Raw genomic sequence first — 17,533 nt, 5'->3', positions numbered from 1 at the left:
GATGGAAGAGAAAATGCAGCTGTCAGAACGTGAACAAAGAAAGATATTGTTCCGTCTACTTTCTTATACAAAACCACATAAGAAAATGATCAGCATCGCCTTCGTTCTGCTGCTCTTAACAACTATAGGAGATATCTTCCTGCCGTATTTAGTCAAAATCTTTATCGATGACTATTTGACACCAGGGAAGCTTGAATTCCAGCCATTATTGATTCTGGGCTCCATTTACATGGGTATTCAAATTGTAAAAGCTGTCTTGATGTTTTTCCAATTTGTGAAGTTTCAGGAGATTGCCCTATACATTATCCAACAGCTCAGAATCGATGTATTTTCAAAAGTCCAGTCGCTTGGTTTGAAGTACTTTGATAAAACCCCTGCGGGAAGTATTGTGTCCAGGGTGACAAATGATACGGAAGCGATTAAAGATATGTTTGTCACCGTCATTGCCACCTTCATCCAAAGTGGCTTTCTGCTGACAGGTATTTTTATTGCTATGTTTATTTTGAATGTAAAGCTTGCCTTGTTTTGCGTCATTATTATTCCAATCTTATTGTTTGTGATGAACTTATATCGAAAATTAAGCTCGCGGTTTTACCTTGATATGCGCGAGAGATTGAGCCAATTGAACGCGAAGCTGGCCGAGTCGCTTTCAGGAATGTCGATTATTCAAGTTTTTCGCCAAGAAAAACGCCTTCGTCAAGAATTTGGCGATATCAACGAGCAGCATTACAAAGCAGGTATGAAAAATATTAAAATTGATGGTCTTTTGTTAAGACCAGCGATTGATTTGATTTATATTTTTGCCCTAATCATTGTCTTAAGCTATTTCGGGATTACTTCCTTCCAACACAGTGTGGAAATTGGGGTCATCTATGCGTTTATCAATTATTTAGACCGTTTCTTTGAGCCGGTAAACCAGATGATGATGAGGCTTTCCTTATACCAACAGGCAATCGTTGCCGGTTCCCGCGTGTTTAGATTGTTGGATGAAGAGGAATTGGCTCCTGTTCAAAAGGACGAGGAGACGATTGCAATTCAACAAGGAAGAATTGAGTTTAAGAATTTAAGTTTTTCCTACGATGGTAAACGGGATGTTCTAAAAAATATCTCCTTTACAGCTACCCCCGGTGAAACGGTCGCATTGGTCGGCCACACAGGCAGCGGAAAGAGCTCGATCATTAATTTGATGATGCGTTTTTACGAATATGAACGTGGGGAAATTTTAATTGACGGCGAATCGATTCGTCACTTTACCAAACCTGAGCTAAGAGAGAAGATGGGCCTAGTGCTCCAGGATCCATTCTTGTTCTACGGAACAGTAAAGGATAATATTCGCCTTCATAATGAAAGATTGACGGATGAAGAGGTGAAGGAAGCGGCAAGATTCGTTCAAGCGCACACATTTATCGACAGGCTAGAGGACAGCTTTGACCATAAGGTTGTCGAGCGGGGAGCGACTTTCTCAAGCGGACAGCGGCAATTAATTGCCTTTGCCAGGACGATTGCGGCCAATCCAAAAATATTGGTGCTCGATGAGGCGACGGCCAATATTGATACGGAAACAGAAGAAGCCATCCAAACGGCACTGGCCAAAATGCGCAAAGGACGGACAACAATCGCGATCGCGCACCGTTTATCAACCATCCAAGATGCCGATTTAATCCTCGTCTTGCATCAAGGGGAAATCGTCGAACGCGGAACGCATCAAGAACTGCTAGCATTTGGAGGACTCTATCATAAAATGTTCCTCCTGCAAAATGGCGCGGTGGAAAGATTAGAAGATGTTGTGAATGGATAAGAAAAGCCTGGCATTATGCCAGGCTTTTCCCATTCTATGAACCTATTTTGTTTCAAGTAGTTTGACCTTTAGCAGGCAGAGGATGGAACTTTTTTAATATATTTTCGATTATATTCATTTAAAAGATGATCAAGTTCCTGGCTGTTACGAATTGCAACGGAGGAAGTCAAGCCGTTGGTGATAGCGACTTGAATTAATTCAGCTCGTTTTTTCTCGATTAATGCAACTAAATCCTGTTTGATCACGGCCGATGCCCCTTCCCGGAGTAACTCCCGATTTTTGGTATAAAAGAGAATAAAAGACTACCAAAATGGTGCTGTTTTACTAGTATAACCTATATTGTAAATTACTTCAAAGACATTTGTAGGGAAATATCCAATCAATCTTGTGGTCTCTTTGAAATTGTGAAAGTATTATGAAATGGTCGACCTGGAGACACAAAATGTTCATGTTAATCATTATCTTTTGCTGAAAAGTTTTGTTAGAATGAAGAGGTATCGACTATAGTGGGAGTGTTAATATGTCTGATGTAAATATATTTCTAGCATTAGGGGCAGGATTTATGAGCTTTATCTCGCCATGCTGCCTACCGCTTTATCCAGCATTTCTATCGTACATCACCGGAATGTCTGTCGGCGAACTAAAAAGCGAAAATGCCATGCTACAAAAACGCAGTCTGTTCCATACACTGTTTTTTCTCTTAGGTTTTTCAGTTATCTTTATTGTGATTGGCTTCGGAACTTCCTTTTTTATCGGCCGTTTTTTCGTAGAATATAAAGATTTAATTCGTCAGCTTGGCGGAATTTTCATCGTTTTCTTTGGACTTATCATTGTGGGAATATTTAACCCGCAATTTATGATGAAAGAAAGACGGTTTGAATTTAAAAACCGGCCTTCAGGTTATCTTGGCTCAGTCCTAATTGGAATGGCCTTTGCGGCTGGCTGGACGCCTTGTACAGGTCCAATACTAACAATTGTTATCTCGCTTGCTGCATCAAATCCGGGCTCAGGTGTTTTATACATGACGGCCTATTCATTAGGATTCGCCATTCCCTTTTTAATCTTATCGTTCTTTATCGGGCGAATGAAATGGATCCGGACATACAGCGGAGTTATTATGAAAGTTGGCGGCTATCTTATGATTGTCATGGGGATTGTCCTGTTTTTTGACTGGATGACAAAAATTATTTCGATCTTCTCTGCCATGTTTGGTGATTTTAATTCACCGCTGTAAATAAAGCGATAAAACAATAGCCCTTTAGGATGCCCTTAAAATGGTTTTTTCATTTTTTTGTTTAGGTTACCTACGCTCATTCAATATTGGGAACAGAAATACAATGGAAAATTTTTAACAACCTCGATGATTTGAGCTATAATGAGTTAGTAAATAATTAGCTAAGGGAAGAATGGATCAATGAACTACGTTATAGTTTCTTCAATCGGAGCAGTTTTGATGGGCACTTTTGCCATGTTTGTCCGCATGAAAGCTGCGAATAAACCCGCAAGTGTAAAAAAAATTATCTTGCCGCCTGTTTTTATGTCCAGCGGTGCACTTATGTATTTCGTACCGGAATTTAGATTAACTTCGATGGAAATTTTAGAGGCAGTAGCCGTTGGTATGCTTTTTTCGATTTTGCTGGTTAAAACCTCTAAATTTGAGATTCGTGACAAAGAAATTTATTTGAAGCGCTCAAAAGCATTTATTTTTATTTTAGTAGGTTTGCTAGTTGTCCGCCTTGTCGCAAAAACCATCTTAAGCAATGAGATTGAATTTGGACAGCTAAGCGGCATGTTCTTCCTGCTTGCATTCAGTATGATTGTTCCGTGGCGTGTGGCGATGTACCGGTCATATAAGAAGCTATATAAAGAGCTGCATGGGATAAAAATGATATAAACTAACGGACACTGATTCTTTCTGAGTCAGTGTTTTTTATTTTTATGAAAAATAAAAAACCGTCCAGATTTGGGACGGTTTAGAATAAATGCTCGTATGGCGCCACATCAATTCGATTTTCAAAAAGCTTTTTGCGCAGAAATTTATGATCCCTTTTAGGCGTTGCTTGGATATAGCCACGAATCACAAGCTCTTCGGTAATTTGCGGAGCATTTTCTCTTAGGGCAATCTCGCCGATTTTCCCCGCAATTTTATGCCGGGCAACATCGCGGAACAATTCAGGAACAGGGCTGACCAAATCCTCAAGCAAAGCCTTCTCGGCGGGACCCCATAAGTGATGCGATTCCTTCACATAATGCTCTTCCCAATCCATCACCGACTTGCCATCTTGTTTCGGCATTTTCTTCAAAAACTTTCGGAACATAAAAAATCCGCCAATGGCGAAGGAACCAACTAAAAAAACAACCCAAAATAAGATAAACCACAAAAACCAACCATGGAGCTGCATATTAATCACCTTCAAAATACTATTTTTCATCTTATTATAGTCTGATTTCAGGGAAAATGACAAGCAAACGTCACAATTTGAAACAAGGGCATCGAATAGCTAGAATCATATCCATTGATATTGGCTGGAATAGACTAACATAAAAGCGTGCAAAGGTTGTCGAAAAAGTGACAAAACAGCCAATTCTATTGATTAATACTATATTCCATTGTATTATGGGTACAAATGTTAGGGAAGCGAGACTGGTTAGGCCATTCGTGAAAAGGCTTTGTAACAATAGTCCAAACACCTTGAAAAATAACATCTATGGGGCTGAATGGGGTACTGGTGTCCTCCACAGTCTTCAAAACTGCTTGAGACCTGCGTGCCAGGTCTGGTGGGTTCGATTCCCACGCAGTCCCGCCAAAAAGATTGATATATCAACGTATTTAAATGTTTGGATAAATTTAGTTAGAAGAATTGTTTTACACTAAGACTGTGTAGGGTAATATCAAACAGACTGTGGAGCCTCTTTTGCTATGTTGGGAACCCAATGAAGCAAAGGAGGCTTTTTTATGGCAAAACAAAGTAAAAGAAAAGGAAAAAGCACTGTTGGTAACCGACTATTTATCGAAGAGGAAAAGACTCAAATGGATCACGGAAAGACACTTGGGGGTATGTTTGAAACTTTTTTCCGTGCTAATGGACTAGAGGGCTTGCGGCCACGGACATTAAAAGAACACCGAGTAACTTTTAAATATTTTTTTTCCTTTTTAGAGAAAAAGTATCCGGATATTAAATATGCAGATGAAGTAACGACAGAAATCATTCGAGATTATGTGTATTATATGAGTAAAGAATCCTGTCAATTCAAAACAGATAAAAAAGGGTTATCGCCCTTTACTATAAATATTAGATTAAGAACTTTGAAATGTTTTTTTAAAATTTCTCTATGAGGAAGGATATATAAAAAGAAATCCAACTGAAAGAGTCAAGTTAATGAAAACAGAAGAGGATACTATTCAAGCATTCTCCAAACAACAAATTATTGATTTGTTGAATCAGACCAATCAACGGACTTACGCTGGTTTTAGAGATTATGCGTTAATGTTGTTATTTTTAGATACCGGCATTAGATGTAATGAAGCTTTAGGATTGAGAAAAAAAGACTTTGATTATGAACAAAAAATTATTAATGTTCCAGCACCATTAGCAAAAACCCACACGCAAGAATTCTACCTTTATCCCAAAAAACCGCGAAGGCTTTAAATACATTATTAAAAGAAAACAGCATATCTAAAAAAGTGATTTTATCTTTTTATCAAACTATGGTGGTGAAATAGACCCCAGTTGGGTGAGAGCTAGAATAAAAGAATATGGAGTAAAAGCAAATATTACAAATGTTCGAGTTTCTCCCCATACATTTCGCCATACTTTTGCAAAATTTTATATATTAATCGGAGGGGATGCATTTACGTTGCAACGTTTCCTAGATCACTCGACAATGAATATGGTACGAAAATACGTTCACTAACAATAAATCTCTTAATCAATTTGTCTCATGGCACAACTCGTAAAAAGTCCTGCTTTTCTGTGACCGGAAAATAGGACTTTTTTATTATAAATCATTATTTCTATCAATTACTATTTTCTTATTTTTGGGTGCTTGACAGGATAATACAAAAATTTCAAATATTCAGTAATATAATTGATTTTGGTGGAAATCACCGAAAAGTTTGGCAGGTAAATTTTTTTTTGCCAAATAAAGGGAGAGGATAATATATCAATATTATCCAAGGAAGGAGGAGGATAATATACCAAGATTAACCAAGGGAAAATGCGATGAGTTGTTGCAACAAGTACGAAACGATAAAAGCAAAAAATGAAGGTAGTGTTTGATACAAATATTTACATATACGCTTTTCTTAGTGGCAGAGAAGATATATATAGTTTATTTAATGAGCAAGTGTAAGGCCCAGAGCGCCACGGCAATCTCAAAATCTCAAGGGGATATTGAAGTTCCGCGCGGAGGTTGTCTTTATGGAAGCCGAAGGTCACGCAGTGAAAAATCTCGTTCTTCGGACTTTTTGCAAGGTTATCAAAACGCTTCTCTTAAAAGAGGCAAATGGGAGGTAATTACTATAAAAGAACATGTACTTGAGCTTCACGTATTGCGGGAATGCACTTATAAAAAGGTTGAATAACTTTTTTCAGCCATGAAGGAAGGTGGTTTTGGAGACGTGTGGTTGGAGCGGACGAGGTTAAAAACCGTTCCACGAAAATGAGGCGTTTTACTTCGCCGGACAGGTGCTCCCATCTTTGACGTTGGTGGAGGCACGCTTTAGCGCTATAGCGGCGCGACAATTTCAAAATCTAAATTGGGGGGGTTTAAAAATGGAAACAAAGCATCAACCAAGTCGGCAAAATGGCATTGTGACAAAGTGGCAACAAAGCAAGGGGGTGAAATTTTTCCTATCGCCTATTGTTTGCTTGTCCTTACTGGCCGTTTCCGGTTCTCCGGCCAGCGCACTTTCGTGGACGTACCCGGGAGACCCCGGCTTTGTCGCCAAGAATCCAGGGGAAATGGTAGCCGCTAAAGCCAGTTGGGAAACGCCGGAATATGGTTATTATTTCGGCTATGATCCTTCTACTCCTGGCACAGCGATCAATTCCTCATGGCAGCTCGCCGCGGTAAACGCGTCCACTGCTTACGCCCTGGGGTATTTTGGTCAGGGCGTCACGCTGGGCATGATGGACTCGGGCCACAGGGCTACACACGAAGAATTTCAGACGGGGCTGATCGATTCGGTGAGAGCGGAGGGTGTCTACGGCACGTCTGGCTTCGGGTATCGCAGCGCAACTCCTGCGAACCCGTTTACTGCGGGCGAGTGGTTCACTGTGGCCAGTGATCTGGCGAAAACAAGTGACTACTCGCACGGGACCGGTATGCTTGGGATTATCTCCGGCATCCGCGATGGTAAAGGCATGCACGGCATCGCCTTTGGATCGAAGATATATGCTGCCAAGACCGGCGGTTCCGATAGCCAGTCCCACGGTCCCTTCCACGATTACGTGTACTGGTATACAGCCAATAAGGCCATGGTCGACGCAGGCGCCAAGGTCATCAACAGCAGTTGGGGCTCTTATGTCCAGACTCTTGACAGAACTCGCTATGACGGTTTAGGAAACGATCTTGGAGTCAACGGCAACCTGGCCAACGCTTATCAAGTGATTGGCAAAGACAGCGCCAATGCCACGGCAATGAGGACTATCCTCCCCAACGAGTACCTGAAGGATCTGGAGTACCAGTATTTCTTATTCAAGAAAAGCTATTCTGAAGACGGTATTCAATATAATCCGAACCACCCCGGACGTTCCTTTATGGAGGCCACCTGGGACGCCATCAAGGACAGCGGTACCGTCAACGTAAGGTCGGCCGGCAACAACGACTGGAACAACCCGTTTTTTCGCCCAGCGTATCCCCTCTTCAATCCCTTGGCGGAAAATCAGTGGGTAGCAGTCGGCGGGGTGCAACCGCCCACTGCGACCAATCCTGAATACACAAAGCAGTACGGATTTAACGAGGCGGGGCTCGCCAAATGGTTTACCGTGTCTACCCCTTCAAACAGCGTTCGGACCACGAGCAGCAGTGGTGATACTAGCTATTCAAACTCTAGCGGCACGTCGCCGGCAACGCCCGTTGCGACAGCAGTGATGGGGGTTCTGCTCTCCCGCTATCCGGACATGGACGCCATGCAGGTGCGCGAGCTGATGTTCACCACGGCGAACAACAAAATGTCCGACGGCGTAAGATTCCTCGGCACCGGGCAAACCTCCCCTACCGGAGCATCCATCGCCTGGACCGCTCCCGATGGTCTTCCGGACGACCGCTGGGGCTGGGGGATTCCCGATCTTGCCAAGGGCATGTACGGCCCCGGCCAGTTCCTGAGCCCCATGACCTACAACATGAATAAAGCGCCCATGGACATCTGGTCGAACGACATCAGCCAGATCGCGATCAAGGAAAGGGAACGCGAAGATCTGGAATGGCTTTCGGGCTACAAGGAGCAAGGCATTGCCTACGCCGGTGAATTCAGTCCCAACGTGCTGAACCCGGATGGCACGCTTAACGAACAGGCCTTCATGGTTCAGGGCATTTTGGGTGATCCTTACATCCAAGCAATCACTAACGGCCATCCCGAGTTGTACGACAAGATCACCTATGAGGACGCCGTCAAGTGGCGCAAAGAATGGATGGATGCGCGCGCGGCCTCCATTCAGAACAAAATCGACAACAACATCTACACGGCTTCTCTGACCAAGCAGGGCCCTGGTACGCTGATCATGTCGGGCCACAACACCTACGAGGGCGTCACGACGGTTGAAGGCGGTAAGCTTTCGATTACCGGCGGGCACACTAGCTCGATCGACGTCCAGGGCGGCACTCTCGGCGGCAGCGGCAGCGTGGCCGGCAGCATCGACGTCGACAGCGGCGTGTTGGAGCCCGGTCTCGCTCCGAAGGAAGCCGCGGCGCTCTTCACCGACGCCCCCGGCAAAGTCCTGAACGTCGGCGGGGATGTGCGCATCGGCCGCAAGGGTCGCCTCGCCGTGACCGTCAAGAGCGATAGGGACTATACGAGCGTAGAGGCTGAGGGGGACCTGGTGCTAGAGGATGGAGAACTGATCCTGGATGTGCAAGGAGCTTTGACCCCGGGTACCGTACTGACCATCATGAAGGGCGGGTCGGTCACGGGCAGATTCGCCCAGATGCCCGAAAATCGCGCGTGGCAGACAGGGGGCTACCTGTTCAGGGTGTCTTATCAGAACAATAGCGTGACGCTGACCGTCATGCATGCGGTGCCGCCCAATGCGGCAAATATGAAGAAGCTTGTAGAAAACTTCCAGGATGATGGGGACATTACAAATAACGACGCTGCCAGAATGTTGTCAACGCATCTGGCCGCCTTAAGCCTTTACGAAGAAAAAGGATTAAGGGACAAAGTCCAAAAACATTTGAATGGTTTCAAGGTACTGCTGGACAACCATTATTCAAACAAATTTATTTCCGAAAAAGCCTTTAATGTATTACAAGCACATACTGATTATTTAATCAATCAGTGGAAATAGTGTCCGAAAATAAGAAATTCCCTCCATTTTGCAATTGAAGTGCTCCCCACTAAAGTAGACAGGTAAAAAATTAAAGCCTGGACACTTAGAGTAACGGGTACAGTTACGGGGGAGAATGATACAAATAACGATAGAAATAACACACTAATTTAGGATGCCAACTCACCAACAAATTAACAGTGTGAATATCAAGTAATAAGGTAGGGAAGCCTCGAGAGAGGTTTCCCTACTTTATTCGTAAGCCCGAAATATAAAAAACAGGTGCACCTTCCGGTACGCATCACAAATAGTCGTAAATTCTGATTTTTTTAATCGAATTACGGCTATTTCATTTGATCCCCAAAGTGGTTATTATGTTAAAGATGAACGAACAAAACAATTTGCTTACTCGTTTCATGCAGCTTCTGATTCGGACGGTTTTGTCCTAGGAACAATTGTAACTCCAGGCAATATCCATGATAGTGCCTTTTTCGAGCTACTTCTTGAGAAGGTTAATGAAAAAAACGGAAAACCTGAGACCTTAGCTGCAGACGTTGGTTATAGCAACATCTGCCATTGCTCAATACCTACTTGAAAATGATATGATTCCTGCTTTACCTTATACTCGCCCCACGTACGAAGAATGGTTACTTTTAAAAGCATGACCTCCTCATTGGAGAAGCACCGGGAATTAATGGTTGCGCACATACAGGGAACCCTTTTACTTCAGAAAGGGTGATTCGTGAGGGAAGGTTAAATTGGCATTTTCCAAAAGCGTCATTTGTAACTAAATTATCACGAGATGTCTTCGGATAAAATCTCGATCAGTTATATGTTGCTGGAAAACGTATATAGAGATGCAGTTTAATAAGCTGGCGGACACTTAAAACAGGAAAAAGACGTGTGCCGAAACACACGCCCTTACCCTTTTATTTTTTTTGCAATGCGTTATACACATTGACCAACCCGTGACCAAAATATTCATCATGGCCTGGTTTTCCTAAATCTTCTGCAGTCTGTTGAAGACGGGTGGCGATCTGTTGTGCTTTTAATTGTGGGAATTGCGCCTTCATTAGAGCTGCAGCTGCTGCGACCTTAGGAGCAGCCATACTAGTTCCGATTTTCCAGCCGTATGAGCCTTGTGCAACCGGAATAGTGGAAAGCGTCCTCGCTTCGAGATCACGCTTTGATGCATCATTCTCCGGGTTTGGCCAGTTAGGGCCGTAGTCTCCGCCTGGAGAAGCAAGATGAACATTGGATGACCCATAATTTGAGTAGTATGCCAAAGTGTCACGGTTCGTGGTTGACGAAACACTTACAACGCCTGGGATACTTGTGAATGTGTCAAATAGCGGGCCATCGTATACCTTGCCTTTTCCTTTTTCTGTTTTCATTCTCTTTCCAAGGTCCATTCCGTCATTTCCATTAGCGCCCACAATCAGCATCCCTTTTTAAGGGTATACTGGACGGCCCTTTGAGAGGACAAGTGGAGTGCACGATCCTGTTTGTCATTCATAATGCTGTACGTACCAAGGCTTAAGTTCGCAGATACTGCACCATCGTCAGCCGCCGTGGTGATTGCTGATAATATGCCGGTCCAGTTCATCCTGCCCCGGTTGTCTGCTACACGGTAGGAAGCAATGGCGAGTTCCGGACCTACCCCCATTACTCTGCCATTTGCTGCAATCGTTCCAGCAACATGGGTCCCGTGTGAGCTGGAATCCTTCAATTCATCGCCTGGAACCGCACCTGGGAAAAATGCTTTACCGAACACAAGATTATCTTTTAGATCCGGATGGCTAAAATCGGATCCTGTGTCAATAACGGCCACAAGTGTCTTTTTATTTCCCTGATTGATGTTCCAGGATTCCCCATTTCTAGTCACCCGTTTAATATCCCATTGATATTGTTCGTATAAATCTGGCTGAACACTCGCTGCGTTTTCAGCTTCCTGGAGGTTCAAGGCCTCAGCTTCTCCATCAAAAGTACGGATGTCCACATCTTCTGCTACAGCTAGGACCTTGGAGTTTCCTTCAAGCTTCTGCAAAATGGAAGGGTCATCCGAGCTGATATCGACGACTCCGATTTGAGGGGCCTCGAAGATGATTTCCGCCCCCAATTCCTTTAGTGTATGTATTGAAGCACTGTCTGTTTGAGCTGATTTAAGCACCACGATATAATTCTTCTGTGAAGTTTCCTGCGCTTTTGCCGGGACTGAGAGGTGCCCAAGGCAATAAGTAATACGGTAACAAGCAATAAGAACCTTTTCATAATATCCTCCTTTAATTTTTAATTCTGTTGATAGAATAATTATAGTTTCGCTTGTAAAATTTTGTAATTGAACAAAAGACATATTTAATATTTTGAAAGAAGACAAAAAGGTCTTCAGTACTAGAGATTTAGACCTTCTTATTGTTCTTTCCATCAGGCTAATCTTAGGGAACATTCCAAATGAATGTATTGAACAAGACATTTGAGGAATGTGACCTGGCTTTCCATATGCTTTTTAATTAGTCGCATCTTTGAACCTATTCACCTTGTTCTATTAAATTTGGTTTTTGGTGCCATGCTTGGTGCCCAAATTTTTAAAATTATAAATCACAACAAGGTACTAGGAAGCAAGAAACCTTGAATTATCAGTACTTGAGGGTATATGAAGATACTAGAAAACAGGTGCCAGCAAACTTCAAAACTGCTTGAGACCTGCGTGCCAGGTCTGGTGGGTTCGATTCCCACGCAGTCCCGCCAATAACGTTGATTATCAAGGGTTTTCGCAATCTTATATTGATTTTTGATTCTCTAGATTCCTTCACAGTCTAACTCCTATCAACTGGCAAGACTGTAGAGGGACTGAAGCCGAGACTGTAGAGAACGTTTCCTTTAACCTCCAAATAATAATTAATTGGAGGTTATTTTTATGCAAACAGAAGTAATTACGAAAAAGAAAGTTAAGCCAAAACTTGGGAAGATTAGAGAAGGCAGCAGGCAGAAGAAAACTAAGGCAATTGATACAAATGTTCTATCACTGGATGAAATGTTTAATAAATTTATGATAGCTAAGAAAACAGAGGGATTAGCTCCACGTACTATAGAAGAGTATTACAAGCACTATGATAACCTGAAGGAGTTTCTTGGTGAGGATATGACAAATGAAAACGTCACTACAGAGGATTTTCAAGGTTATATAGGATTTATGATCCACGATAAGGAACTATCTCCAATGACAGTTAATATCCGTATTCGGACAATGAGAGCATTCATTAGATATTGCCATAAGAAAGAATGGATTTATGAGCCGATTCACGAGGATTTCAAGCCGATTAAAACACCTGAGGATACCGTTAGAATCCTTCACACCAGAAGAAGTTATGAGGATGATGGATAAAATTGATGATTTAACATACACCGGATTCAGAAATAAAGTAATCATTTATGTGCTCTTAGATACGCTAGTTCGAATTTCAGAACTTTGTGCTATGAAGCGGGGGAACGTAAACTTGAGAAGGGTGAAATATTCCTTGAAGCAATGGAAACAAAGACCAGGAAAGCACGAATTGTGCCTTTAACAGAACCTACAATTGAACTGCTGAAAGAATACATGGAAATTACCGAGGATTTTGAGGATGAACATTTATTCCTAACTTATGATGGACGTGAAATAAATCATGCTACAGTAAGAATTGACTTGAGAGACCTGGGAAGGGAAGCAGGGGTTAAAAAACGTGTCAGTCCCCATACATTCCGACATACTGGAGCGTTATGGTATATAAAAAATGGGGGTGACCCATTTAGTTTACAAAAGACGTTAGGGCATACGGATATGAGCATGACACGGAAATATATTCAGATGAGCAATATGGATGTCCAAGGACAACACAAGAAATTTTCACCAATAAATAATTTAGTTAGATGAAATAATTAAGCAAAGGCATTTATTTTATTATTTATTTTTAAACTATTGGCTCTGTTCAAGTAAAATGTTGATTTTGGAGAAAAAAAGGACCACTAAAAAGTGATCTAATACTAACTATCGACATTCAACTATTATTTCTTTCATACAGTAATCACACTCTTGGTCCGTTTCAAAATCGCCATCAATTTTGTCAAAGTTTTTAGCACCAATCAATATAAATTTACTGTTTTCAAAATCGCAGAGTGGGCAAATGAAATCGAGATCGGCAAAAAGCCCTGTATCATCTCTATCACCCGCTTTAAAACTTTTTGCAATAGTTCTATTTGACATAATTAGTCCTCCTTATTTATTCTGATTATTATGGCTTCTTTTACTATCCTGCCTTGAATAAGAAAATCAACAATCTTTTTTAACAGAGCCAAACTATTAAGCAAAAAGTAAGCAAATTAATTAAAGAAGTTTAAAACTCACAGTAGCCGCTGTGGGTTTTTTTATATAGAGTAAAAACCATATTTTAGCAAAATGTCTTTTTGTTTTGAGTGAAATTTGAACATGCTAAATATAACAGAAAAATATGGAGGCTATTTTAATGAACAAATTCAGTGAGCGATTAACAAGGGATGAAAAAGAAAAGCTGTTAGTAAGTGCACAGCCATTATTTAAATTTTTGGGGAAATTCTATCAGCAAAATCAGGATTTGCTTAATAAAACGGGTCAATGGGAAGCCATTACGGGATTAAGCCTTGAAGAAATGGACGAGCTGGAATTATGGGAAGTAATACAACTCGTCCGTGAAAAAATGACGCCAAGGGAAATTGAATTATTGGATAGTATTATCCCGCAAAAATACATTATGCCCAATAATAAATTGGCTAACGAATTACCAAAAGGTTCTATAGGTTTTAATGAGGAAGTCAATATAAATGTAAACCGGAAAAAACAAATACTTACAAAAGTCATATTAAATTATAACGATGAAAATATACAAATTCAGGATAAAGACAAACGATTTACTGCTTATGATCGATGTGTACATAATGCAGTTTGTAGTATTTATGAAGCCGGTAACAAAAATTTTACACCAAGTCAAGTATATCGCTGCATGAATGGATCAGACGATTCTCAATATGTCAGCCCCCAGGCTTTAGATGTTGTTATCGCCAGCTTGGATAAATCAATGAGAACTTTTGTTCACTTGGATTACACTAATGAAGCGAGATTATATATAAAAGATCCTGGCATTAAAAAATGGGTTGAAGAAAGCTATGTTTTATCAGCTAAAAAAGTCATGGTTAAGGCCGGTGGACATGAAGTAATAGCATATAAATTTTTAGGCAAGCCTTTATTATATGAATATGCACAAATATCGAAACAAGTAGTAACTGTACCAATCAAATTATTAAAGACAAAAGATGACAAGGGAACTACGTGGTCTACAAAAGATACAATTTTAATTAGGGAATACCTTTTAAGACGGATTGAAACCATGAAAAAAAGTAAGGGGAAGAAGCAAAGTAATAAAATTTTACTTGAAAAAGTTTATTATGAAATCGGTCATTTAATGCCAACGAAAGAAAAGGCATTCAAAATAAGAAATACGGCAGACAAGTTATTGAAAAAGTTTAGAAACGACAGATATATAAAGGGCTACAACTTTTACAAAGAAAATAAATCATTTAAAGGTATAGAAGTTTTTTATTGATAAATTAATGTATTTGACTGCAATAAATGATAACTACAACTGCAATTTATGATAACCAGTACTGCAACAAATGATAACTGAAAAAGTATCAAAAAATTCCCTTCCGCCATACTGCCACAAGGAACAGAGCATTTTTGAAAAAATCGTATATGTTATATAAGGAAAAACCGGCGTCTTGAATAACGCCGGTTTTCTTTTGGTTATGATTCATTCTGTAAGGACGGTGGGAAATATGAAAAATTCGGAATCAAAAAAACAAGTCGATTTGATTTCGTTAATTAAAAAAAAGCACCTGCTTGAAAAAGTCGGAAAGGGCACATATCGTGTCAATCCATGTCCGGTATGCGGACACTATGACCATTTCACTATTTTTGCTGAAACAAATAGTTATTTTAGTTTCAGCGGTTGTTGTAAAGGAGGTTCGGCATTTGATTACTTATTGGAAGTTGAAGAAAAATCACACGATGATGCGTTTCATGAATATCAGAAATTATTAGAAGTTGAAAAAGAAAAACCCCCTTCACAACCCCCTGTTGTGAAGGAGGGGAATGACATGGACTATACGGAATGGATTTGTTCATTGTATCAAAATACAACCGAAAAAGGCAAACAGTACTTTATTAATCGTGGGATTCCTAATGGGCTTATTGAAAAATACAAATTATCTATCGGACAAATAGATAATCGAAAGTGCATGGTTTTGCCGGTATGGGAAAAAGGTATAGTCGTTTATTATTCGGCACGCTTTTTAGACGAAAAAAAGCCAAAATACAAAAATGCTACAGGAACAGCACAAATATTTAATATCGATTATTTAAAGGCTTCTGAAAAATCTACCGTTTTAATTACAGAAGGAATTTTTGATGCTTTATCATTGGAAGCAATGGGATACAAAGCAATTGCTTTAGGCGGTACCCAACATGCCGACAAATTGAAAGAAAAAATTAAACAGGCTGCCTGCGATACGATTTTCTTAACTGCTTTTGATAATGATAAAGCAGGGCAGGAATGTAAAGGGCAATTTCCTTATAAGGCAATTGAAATACCTGAACAATTTAAAGATATCAATCAATGGATTGTAAACAGCCTTCAGAACGTACATGAAGCCCAAAACAGCGTATTAGAGATAAAGAGTAGTATTGACGCCCAATTAGAAACAGCAGGGCAAGCTGATACCGTGAGCGCCTATTTAGACAGTGGTTTTCATTCTGATATTCAAGAATTTTTAAGTTACAAGGACAAGCGAACCGGATTCGAAAATCTTGATTTAAATATGAAGGGCTTGTATCCAGGACTTTATGTTATAGGTGGTATCTCTTCAGTAGGGAAAACGACATTTACACACCAATTATGTGACCAAATAGCCGAACAAGGGGGCCATGTTATATATTTCAGCTTGGAACAAAGTCGGCTTGAAATGGTAAGCAAAAGTATTGCAAGGACTACAGCAAAAATAAATTTAGATGATGCCGTTTCATCGGTTTTTATCCGAAGTGGAGGTTCATCAATTATCGTAAAAGATGCGATAAAAAAATACAGAAAAACGGCTGAAAATGTAAATATCATCGAAGGTAATTTTAATACGGATGTTAAAACGATTCGGGAATATGTGGATGCTTATCGAAAAGCTAATAAAGAAAATCCGGTTGTTGTCGTGGATTATTTGCAGATTATGCCGGCCATTGATGAAAGAATGAGCGATAAGCAGCGCATTGATACGAATGTTACGGAATTAAAGCGAATGAGCCGTGATTTTTCCTTAACTGTTTTTGTCATATCTAGTTTGAACCGTGGCAACTATTTATCCCCAATCGATTTCGAAAGCTTTAAGGAATCAGGCGGAATCGAATATACAGCCGATGTTGTTTGGGGCTTGCAGTTAGAAGCCATTAATGATCCGGTATTCTATAAAGAAAAAAGTGTAAATTGAAAAACGTGAAAAAGTCAAAAAGGCTAAAAATGCAGACCCAAGAGAGATTGAACTTGTATGTTTAAAAAACCGGAATGGGATTCCTTCTTATAGCTGTGGTTTTTATTATCATGCTAAATATGACTTTTTTGAACCTAATTTTTATACATTTTATAAGACTGACAATGTGAAAACGATATAAAGCTACATTCAATTTAATTAGCAATATTATTTGAATTTACCCCGACACCAAATGAAGCAAAATAATGGGGATCTTGATAATTTTATAGCCGGTATTTTTGATGGTCTGCAATCAGCTAATAGCATGGCAAAAATCCACCCTATGTTTAATGCAAAGGGGTTAGAGGAGATTTCCCCAAATCGATCTTTTGTAGAAAACGATATACAAGTGGTTGAGATTATGGCAAAGAAACTCCCACAAGATACAGACGAAAAAATCTCGTATAAGATAGCTATTGAAACAGTAAATATTTAAGGATGTTGAGTATATATGGGCCTTTGATTTGACAGGGAAAAACAGCGATATAAATCCACATTTTTAAAAGTATTTCTCCTTATTATATTGGCGGCATGATATAATCTTTGACACCTTTTGACCACGAAACATATAGAATGGTTTAATATTCAATTATTAAATTAACATGAAAAAGCCTGTTTTATCAGGCTTTCTTAGAATTGTGTTATTCCGTTTTTCTTCTTATTT

Annotated in this window: 17 protein-coding genes, 1 tRNA gene and 2 pseudogenes; 15 read left to right on the top strand and 5 right to left on the bottom strand. The window is 40.3% G+C overall.

Annotated elements, in window-relative coordinates:
* The first annotated feature begins 1 nt into the window (after position 1).
* Positions 2-1,798, top strand: coding sequence for an ABC transporter ATP-binding protein (locus tag BANVL01_RS00090; protein WP_066085600.1), 1,797 nt, complete (start codon positions 2-4; stop codon positions 1,796-1,798).
* A 68-nt stretch (positions 1,799-1,866) separates the two neighbouring features.
* On the opposite strand, the gene BANVL01_RS00085 is transcribed toward BANVL01_RS00090, so the two are convergent.
* A complete protein-coding gene (locus tag BANVL01_RS00085) occupies positions 1,867-2,043 on the bottom strand; it encodes an aspartyl-phosphate phosphatase Spo0E family protein (protein ID WP_066085602.1) in 177 nt (58 codons plus the stop codon).
* A gap of 275 nt (positions 2,044-2,318) precedes the next feature.
* Here BANVL01_RS00085 and BANVL01_RS00080 point away from each other — a divergent pair, with 275 nt between their 5' ends.
* Positions 2,319-3,032: a cytochrome c biogenesis CcdA family protein gene (locus BANVL01_RS00080; protein WP_066085604.1), complete on the top strand. Its 714-nt coding sequence runs from the start codon at positions 2,319-2,321 to the stop codon at positions 3,030-3,032.
* Between the two features lie 180 nt (positions 3,033-3,212).
* Complete coding sequence (locus BANVL01_RS00075) at positions 3,213-3,692, top strand: CcdC family protein (RefSeq protein ID WP_066085606.1); 480 nt, start codon at positions 3,213-3,215, stop codon at positions 3,690-3,692.
* Between the two features lie 79 nt (positions 3,693-3,771).
* Here BANVL01_RS00075 and BANVL01_RS00070 read toward each other — a convergent pair whose 3' ends face one another.
* Complete coding sequence (locus BANVL01_RS00070; RefSeq protein ID WP_235845452.1) at positions 3,772-4,230, bottom strand: DUF2621 domain-containing protein; 459 nt, start codon at positions 4,228-4,230, stop codon at positions 3,772-3,774.
* Between the two features lie 278 nt (positions 4,231-4,508).
* Here BANVL01_RS00070 and BANVL01_RS27115 point away from each other — a divergent pair.
* The 7 genes and pseudogenes from BANVL01_RS27115 to BANVL01_RS26460 form a co-directional block, all read left to right on the top strand.
* Positions 4,509-4,605 (top strand) — tRNA-Sec (locus BANVL01_RS27115).
* A gap of 149 nt (positions 4,606-4,754) precedes the next feature.
* The gene (locus BANVL01_RS00065; RefSeq protein ID WP_066085609.1) at positions 4,755-5,135 is read left to right on the top strand and encodes a phage integrase SAM-like domain-containing protein; all 381 of its coding nucleotides are present in this window, start codon (positions 4,755-4,757) and stop codon (positions 5,133-5,135) included.
* 43 nt (positions 5,136-5,178) lie between these two features.
* Positions 5,179-5,448 carry a tyrosine-type recombinase/integrase gene (locus tag BANVL01_RS28510; RefSeq protein ID WP_066085612.1) on the top strand — a complete coding sequence of 90 codons (270 nt, stop codon included), beginning with the start codon at positions 5,179-5,181 and terminating at the stop codon, positions 5,446-5,448.
* Positions 5,449-5,491: 43 nt separating this feature from the next.
* Entirely contained in the window at positions 5,492-5,713 is a 222-nt protein-coding gene (locus BANVL01_RS28505; protein ID WP_082804823.1) for a tyrosine-type recombinase/integrase, read from the top strand.
* Between the two features lie 424 nt (positions 5,714-6,137).
* Positions 6,138-6,383, top strand: a complete 246-nt coding sequence (locus BANVL01_RS27635) for a hypothetical protein (RefSeq protein ID WP_169803116.1) — start codon at positions 6,138-6,140, stop codon at positions 6,381-6,383.
* Positions 6,384-6,573: 190 nt separating this feature from the next.
* Positions 6,574-9,306, top strand: a complete 2,733-nt coding sequence (locus BANVL01_RS00050) for a S8 family serine peptidase (protein ID WP_156482164.1) — start codon at positions 6,574-6,576, stop codon at positions 9,304-9,306.
* Positions 9,307-9,640: 334 nt separating this feature from the next.
* A pseudogene (locus BANVL01_RS26460) lies at positions 9,641-9,939 on the top strand (transposase); the annotation flags it as partial.
* Positions 9,940-10,214: 275 nt separating this feature from the next.
* Here the strand turns inward: BANVL01_RS26460 and BANVL01_RS28500 are convergent.
* The gene (locus BANVL01_RS28500; RefSeq protein WP_082804822.1) at positions 10,215-10,730 is read right to left on the bottom strand and encodes a S8 family serine peptidase; all 516 of its coding nucleotides are present in this window, start codon (positions 10,728-10,730) and stop codon (positions 10,215-10,217) included.
* Positions 10,724-11,638 carry a S8 family serine peptidase gene (locus BANVL01_RS28495; protein ID WP_169803115.1) on the bottom strand — a complete coding sequence of 305 codons (915 nt, stop codon included), beginning with the start codon at positions 11,636-11,638 and terminating at the stop codon, positions 10,724-10,726. The genes BANVL01_RS28500 and BANVL01_RS28495 overlap by 7 nt, the downstream gene beginning before the upstream one ends.
* A gap of 564 nt (positions 11,639-12,202) precedes the next feature.
* On the opposite strand from BANVL01_RS28495, the gene BANVL01_RS28110 reads away from it, so the two are divergent.
* Positions 12,203-12,670, top strand: a complete 468-nt coding sequence (locus BANVL01_RS28110) for a phage integrase SAM-like domain-containing protein (RefSeq protein WP_066147646.1) — start codon at positions 12,203-12,205, stop codon at positions 12,668-12,670.
* Positions 12,576-13,198 (top strand): annotated as a pseudogene (locus tag BANVL01_RS28100) (tyrosine-type recombinase/integrase). Before BANVL01_RS28110 ends, BANVL01_RS28100 begins: the two are co-directional and overlap by 95 nt.
* Before the next feature lie 114 nt (positions 13,199-13,312).
* On the opposite strand, the gene BANVL01_RS00020 reads toward BANVL01_RS28100, so the two are convergent.
* The gene (locus tag BANVL01_RS00020; RefSeq protein ID WP_066085621.1) at positions 13,313-13,528 is read right to left on the bottom strand and encodes a hypothetical protein; all 216 of its coding nucleotides are present in this window, start codon (positions 13,526-13,528) and stop codon (positions 13,313-13,315) included.
* 259 nt (positions 13,529-13,787) lie between these two features.
* Between BANVL01_RS00020 and BANVL01_RS00015 the strand changes: the two genes are divergently transcribed.
* The 3 genes from BANVL01_RS00015 to BANVL01_RS00005 all read left to right on the top strand — a co-directional run bounded on the left by BANVL01_RS00015 (position 13,788) and on the right by BANVL01_RS00005 (position 17,305).
* A complete protein-coding gene (locus BANVL01_RS00015) occupies positions 13,788-14,900 on the top strand; it encodes a hypothetical protein (protein ID WP_066085622.1) in 1,113 nt (370 codons plus the stop codon).
* Positions 14,901-15,132: 232 nt separating this feature from the next.
* Positions 15,133-16,830 (top strand): DnaB-like helicase C-terminal domain-containing protein, encoded by a 1,698-nt coding sequence (locus BANVL01_RS00010; protein ID WP_169803114.1) that lies wholly within the window; start codon positions 15,133-15,135, stop codon positions 16,828-16,830.
* 232 nt (positions 16,831-17,062) lie between these two features.
* On the top strand, positions 17,063-17,305 hold the full coding sequence (locus BANVL01_RS00005; protein WP_156482163.1) for a hypothetical protein: 243 nt from the start codon (positions 17,063-17,065) through the stop codon (positions 17,303-17,305).
* Positions 17,306-17,533: the final 228 nt, after the last annotated feature.

It is taken from the genome of Neobacillus novalis NBRC 102450, assembly GCF_001591805.1.
Lineage (GTDB): Bacteria > Bacillota > Bacilli > Bacillales > Cytobacillaceae > Neobacillus > Neobacillus novalis.
The sequence above is the reverse complement of the archived record's forward strand: the minus strand, read 5'-3'. Positions and strand labels throughout refer to the sequence as shown.

Bases quoted from the DNA above. Each gene is read 5' to 3' on its own strand.
- BANVL01_RS00010 (WP_169803114.1), top strand. From the start codon at position 15,133: ATGAAAAATTCGGAATCAAAAAAACAAGTCGATTTGATTTCGTTAATT.
- BANVL01_RS28500 (WP_082804822.1), bottom strand. From the start codon at position 10,730: ATGCTGATTGTGGGCGCTAATGGAAATGACGGAATGGACCTTGGAAAG.
- BANVL01_RS00005 (WP_156482163.1), top strand. From the start codon at position 17,063: ATGAAGCAAAATAATGGGGATCTTGATAATTTTATAGCCGGTATTTTT.
- BANVL01_RS00020 (WP_066085621.1), bottom strand. From the start codon at position 13,528: ATGTCAAATAGAACTATTGCAAAAAGTTTTAAAGCGGGTGATAGAGAT.
- BANVL01_RS28110 (WP_066147646.1), top strand. From the start codon at position 12,203: ATGCAAACAGAAGTAATTACGAAAAAGAAAGTTAAGCCAAAACTTGGG.
- BANVL01_RS28495 (WP_169803115.1), bottom strand. From the start codon at position 11,638: ATGTCTTTTGTTCAATTACAAAATTTTACAAGCGAAACTATAATTATT.
- BANVL01_RS00070 (WP_235845452.1), bottom strand. From the start codon at position 4,230: ATGAAAAATAGTATTTTGAAGGTGATTAATATGCAGCTCCATGGTTGG.
- BANVL01_RS00080 (WP_066085604.1), top strand. From the start codon at position 2,319: ATGTCTGATGTAAATATATTTCTAGCATTAGGGGCAGGATTTATGAGC.
- BANVL01_RS00090 (WP_066085600.1), top strand. From the start codon at position 2: ATGGAAGAGAAAATGCAGCTGTCAGAACGTGAACAAAGAAAGATATTG.
- BANVL01_RS00065 (WP_066085609.1), top strand. From the start codon at position 4,755: ATGGCAAAACAAAGTAAAAGAAAAGGAAAAAGCACTGTTGGTAACCGA.
- BANVL01_RS00050 (WP_156482164.1), top strand. From the start codon at position 6,574: ATGGAAACAAAGCATCAACCAAGTCGGCAAAATGGCATTGTGACAAAG.
- BANVL01_RS00015 (WP_066085622.1), top strand. From the start codon at position 13,788: ATGAACAAATTCAGTGAGCGATTAACAAGGGATGAAAAAGAAAAGCTG.
- BANVL01_RS28510 (WP_066085612.1), top strand. From the start codon at position 5,179: ATGAAAACAGAAGAGGATACTATTCAAGCATTCTCCAAACAACAAATT.
- BANVL01_RS27635 (WP_169803116.1), top strand. From the start codon at position 6,138: ATGAGCAAGTGTAAGGCCCAGAGCGCCACGGCAATCTCAAAATCTCAA.
- BANVL01_RS00075 (WP_066085606.1), top strand. From the start codon at position 3,213: ATGAACTACGTTATAGTTTCTTCAATCGGAGCAGTTTTGATGGGCACT.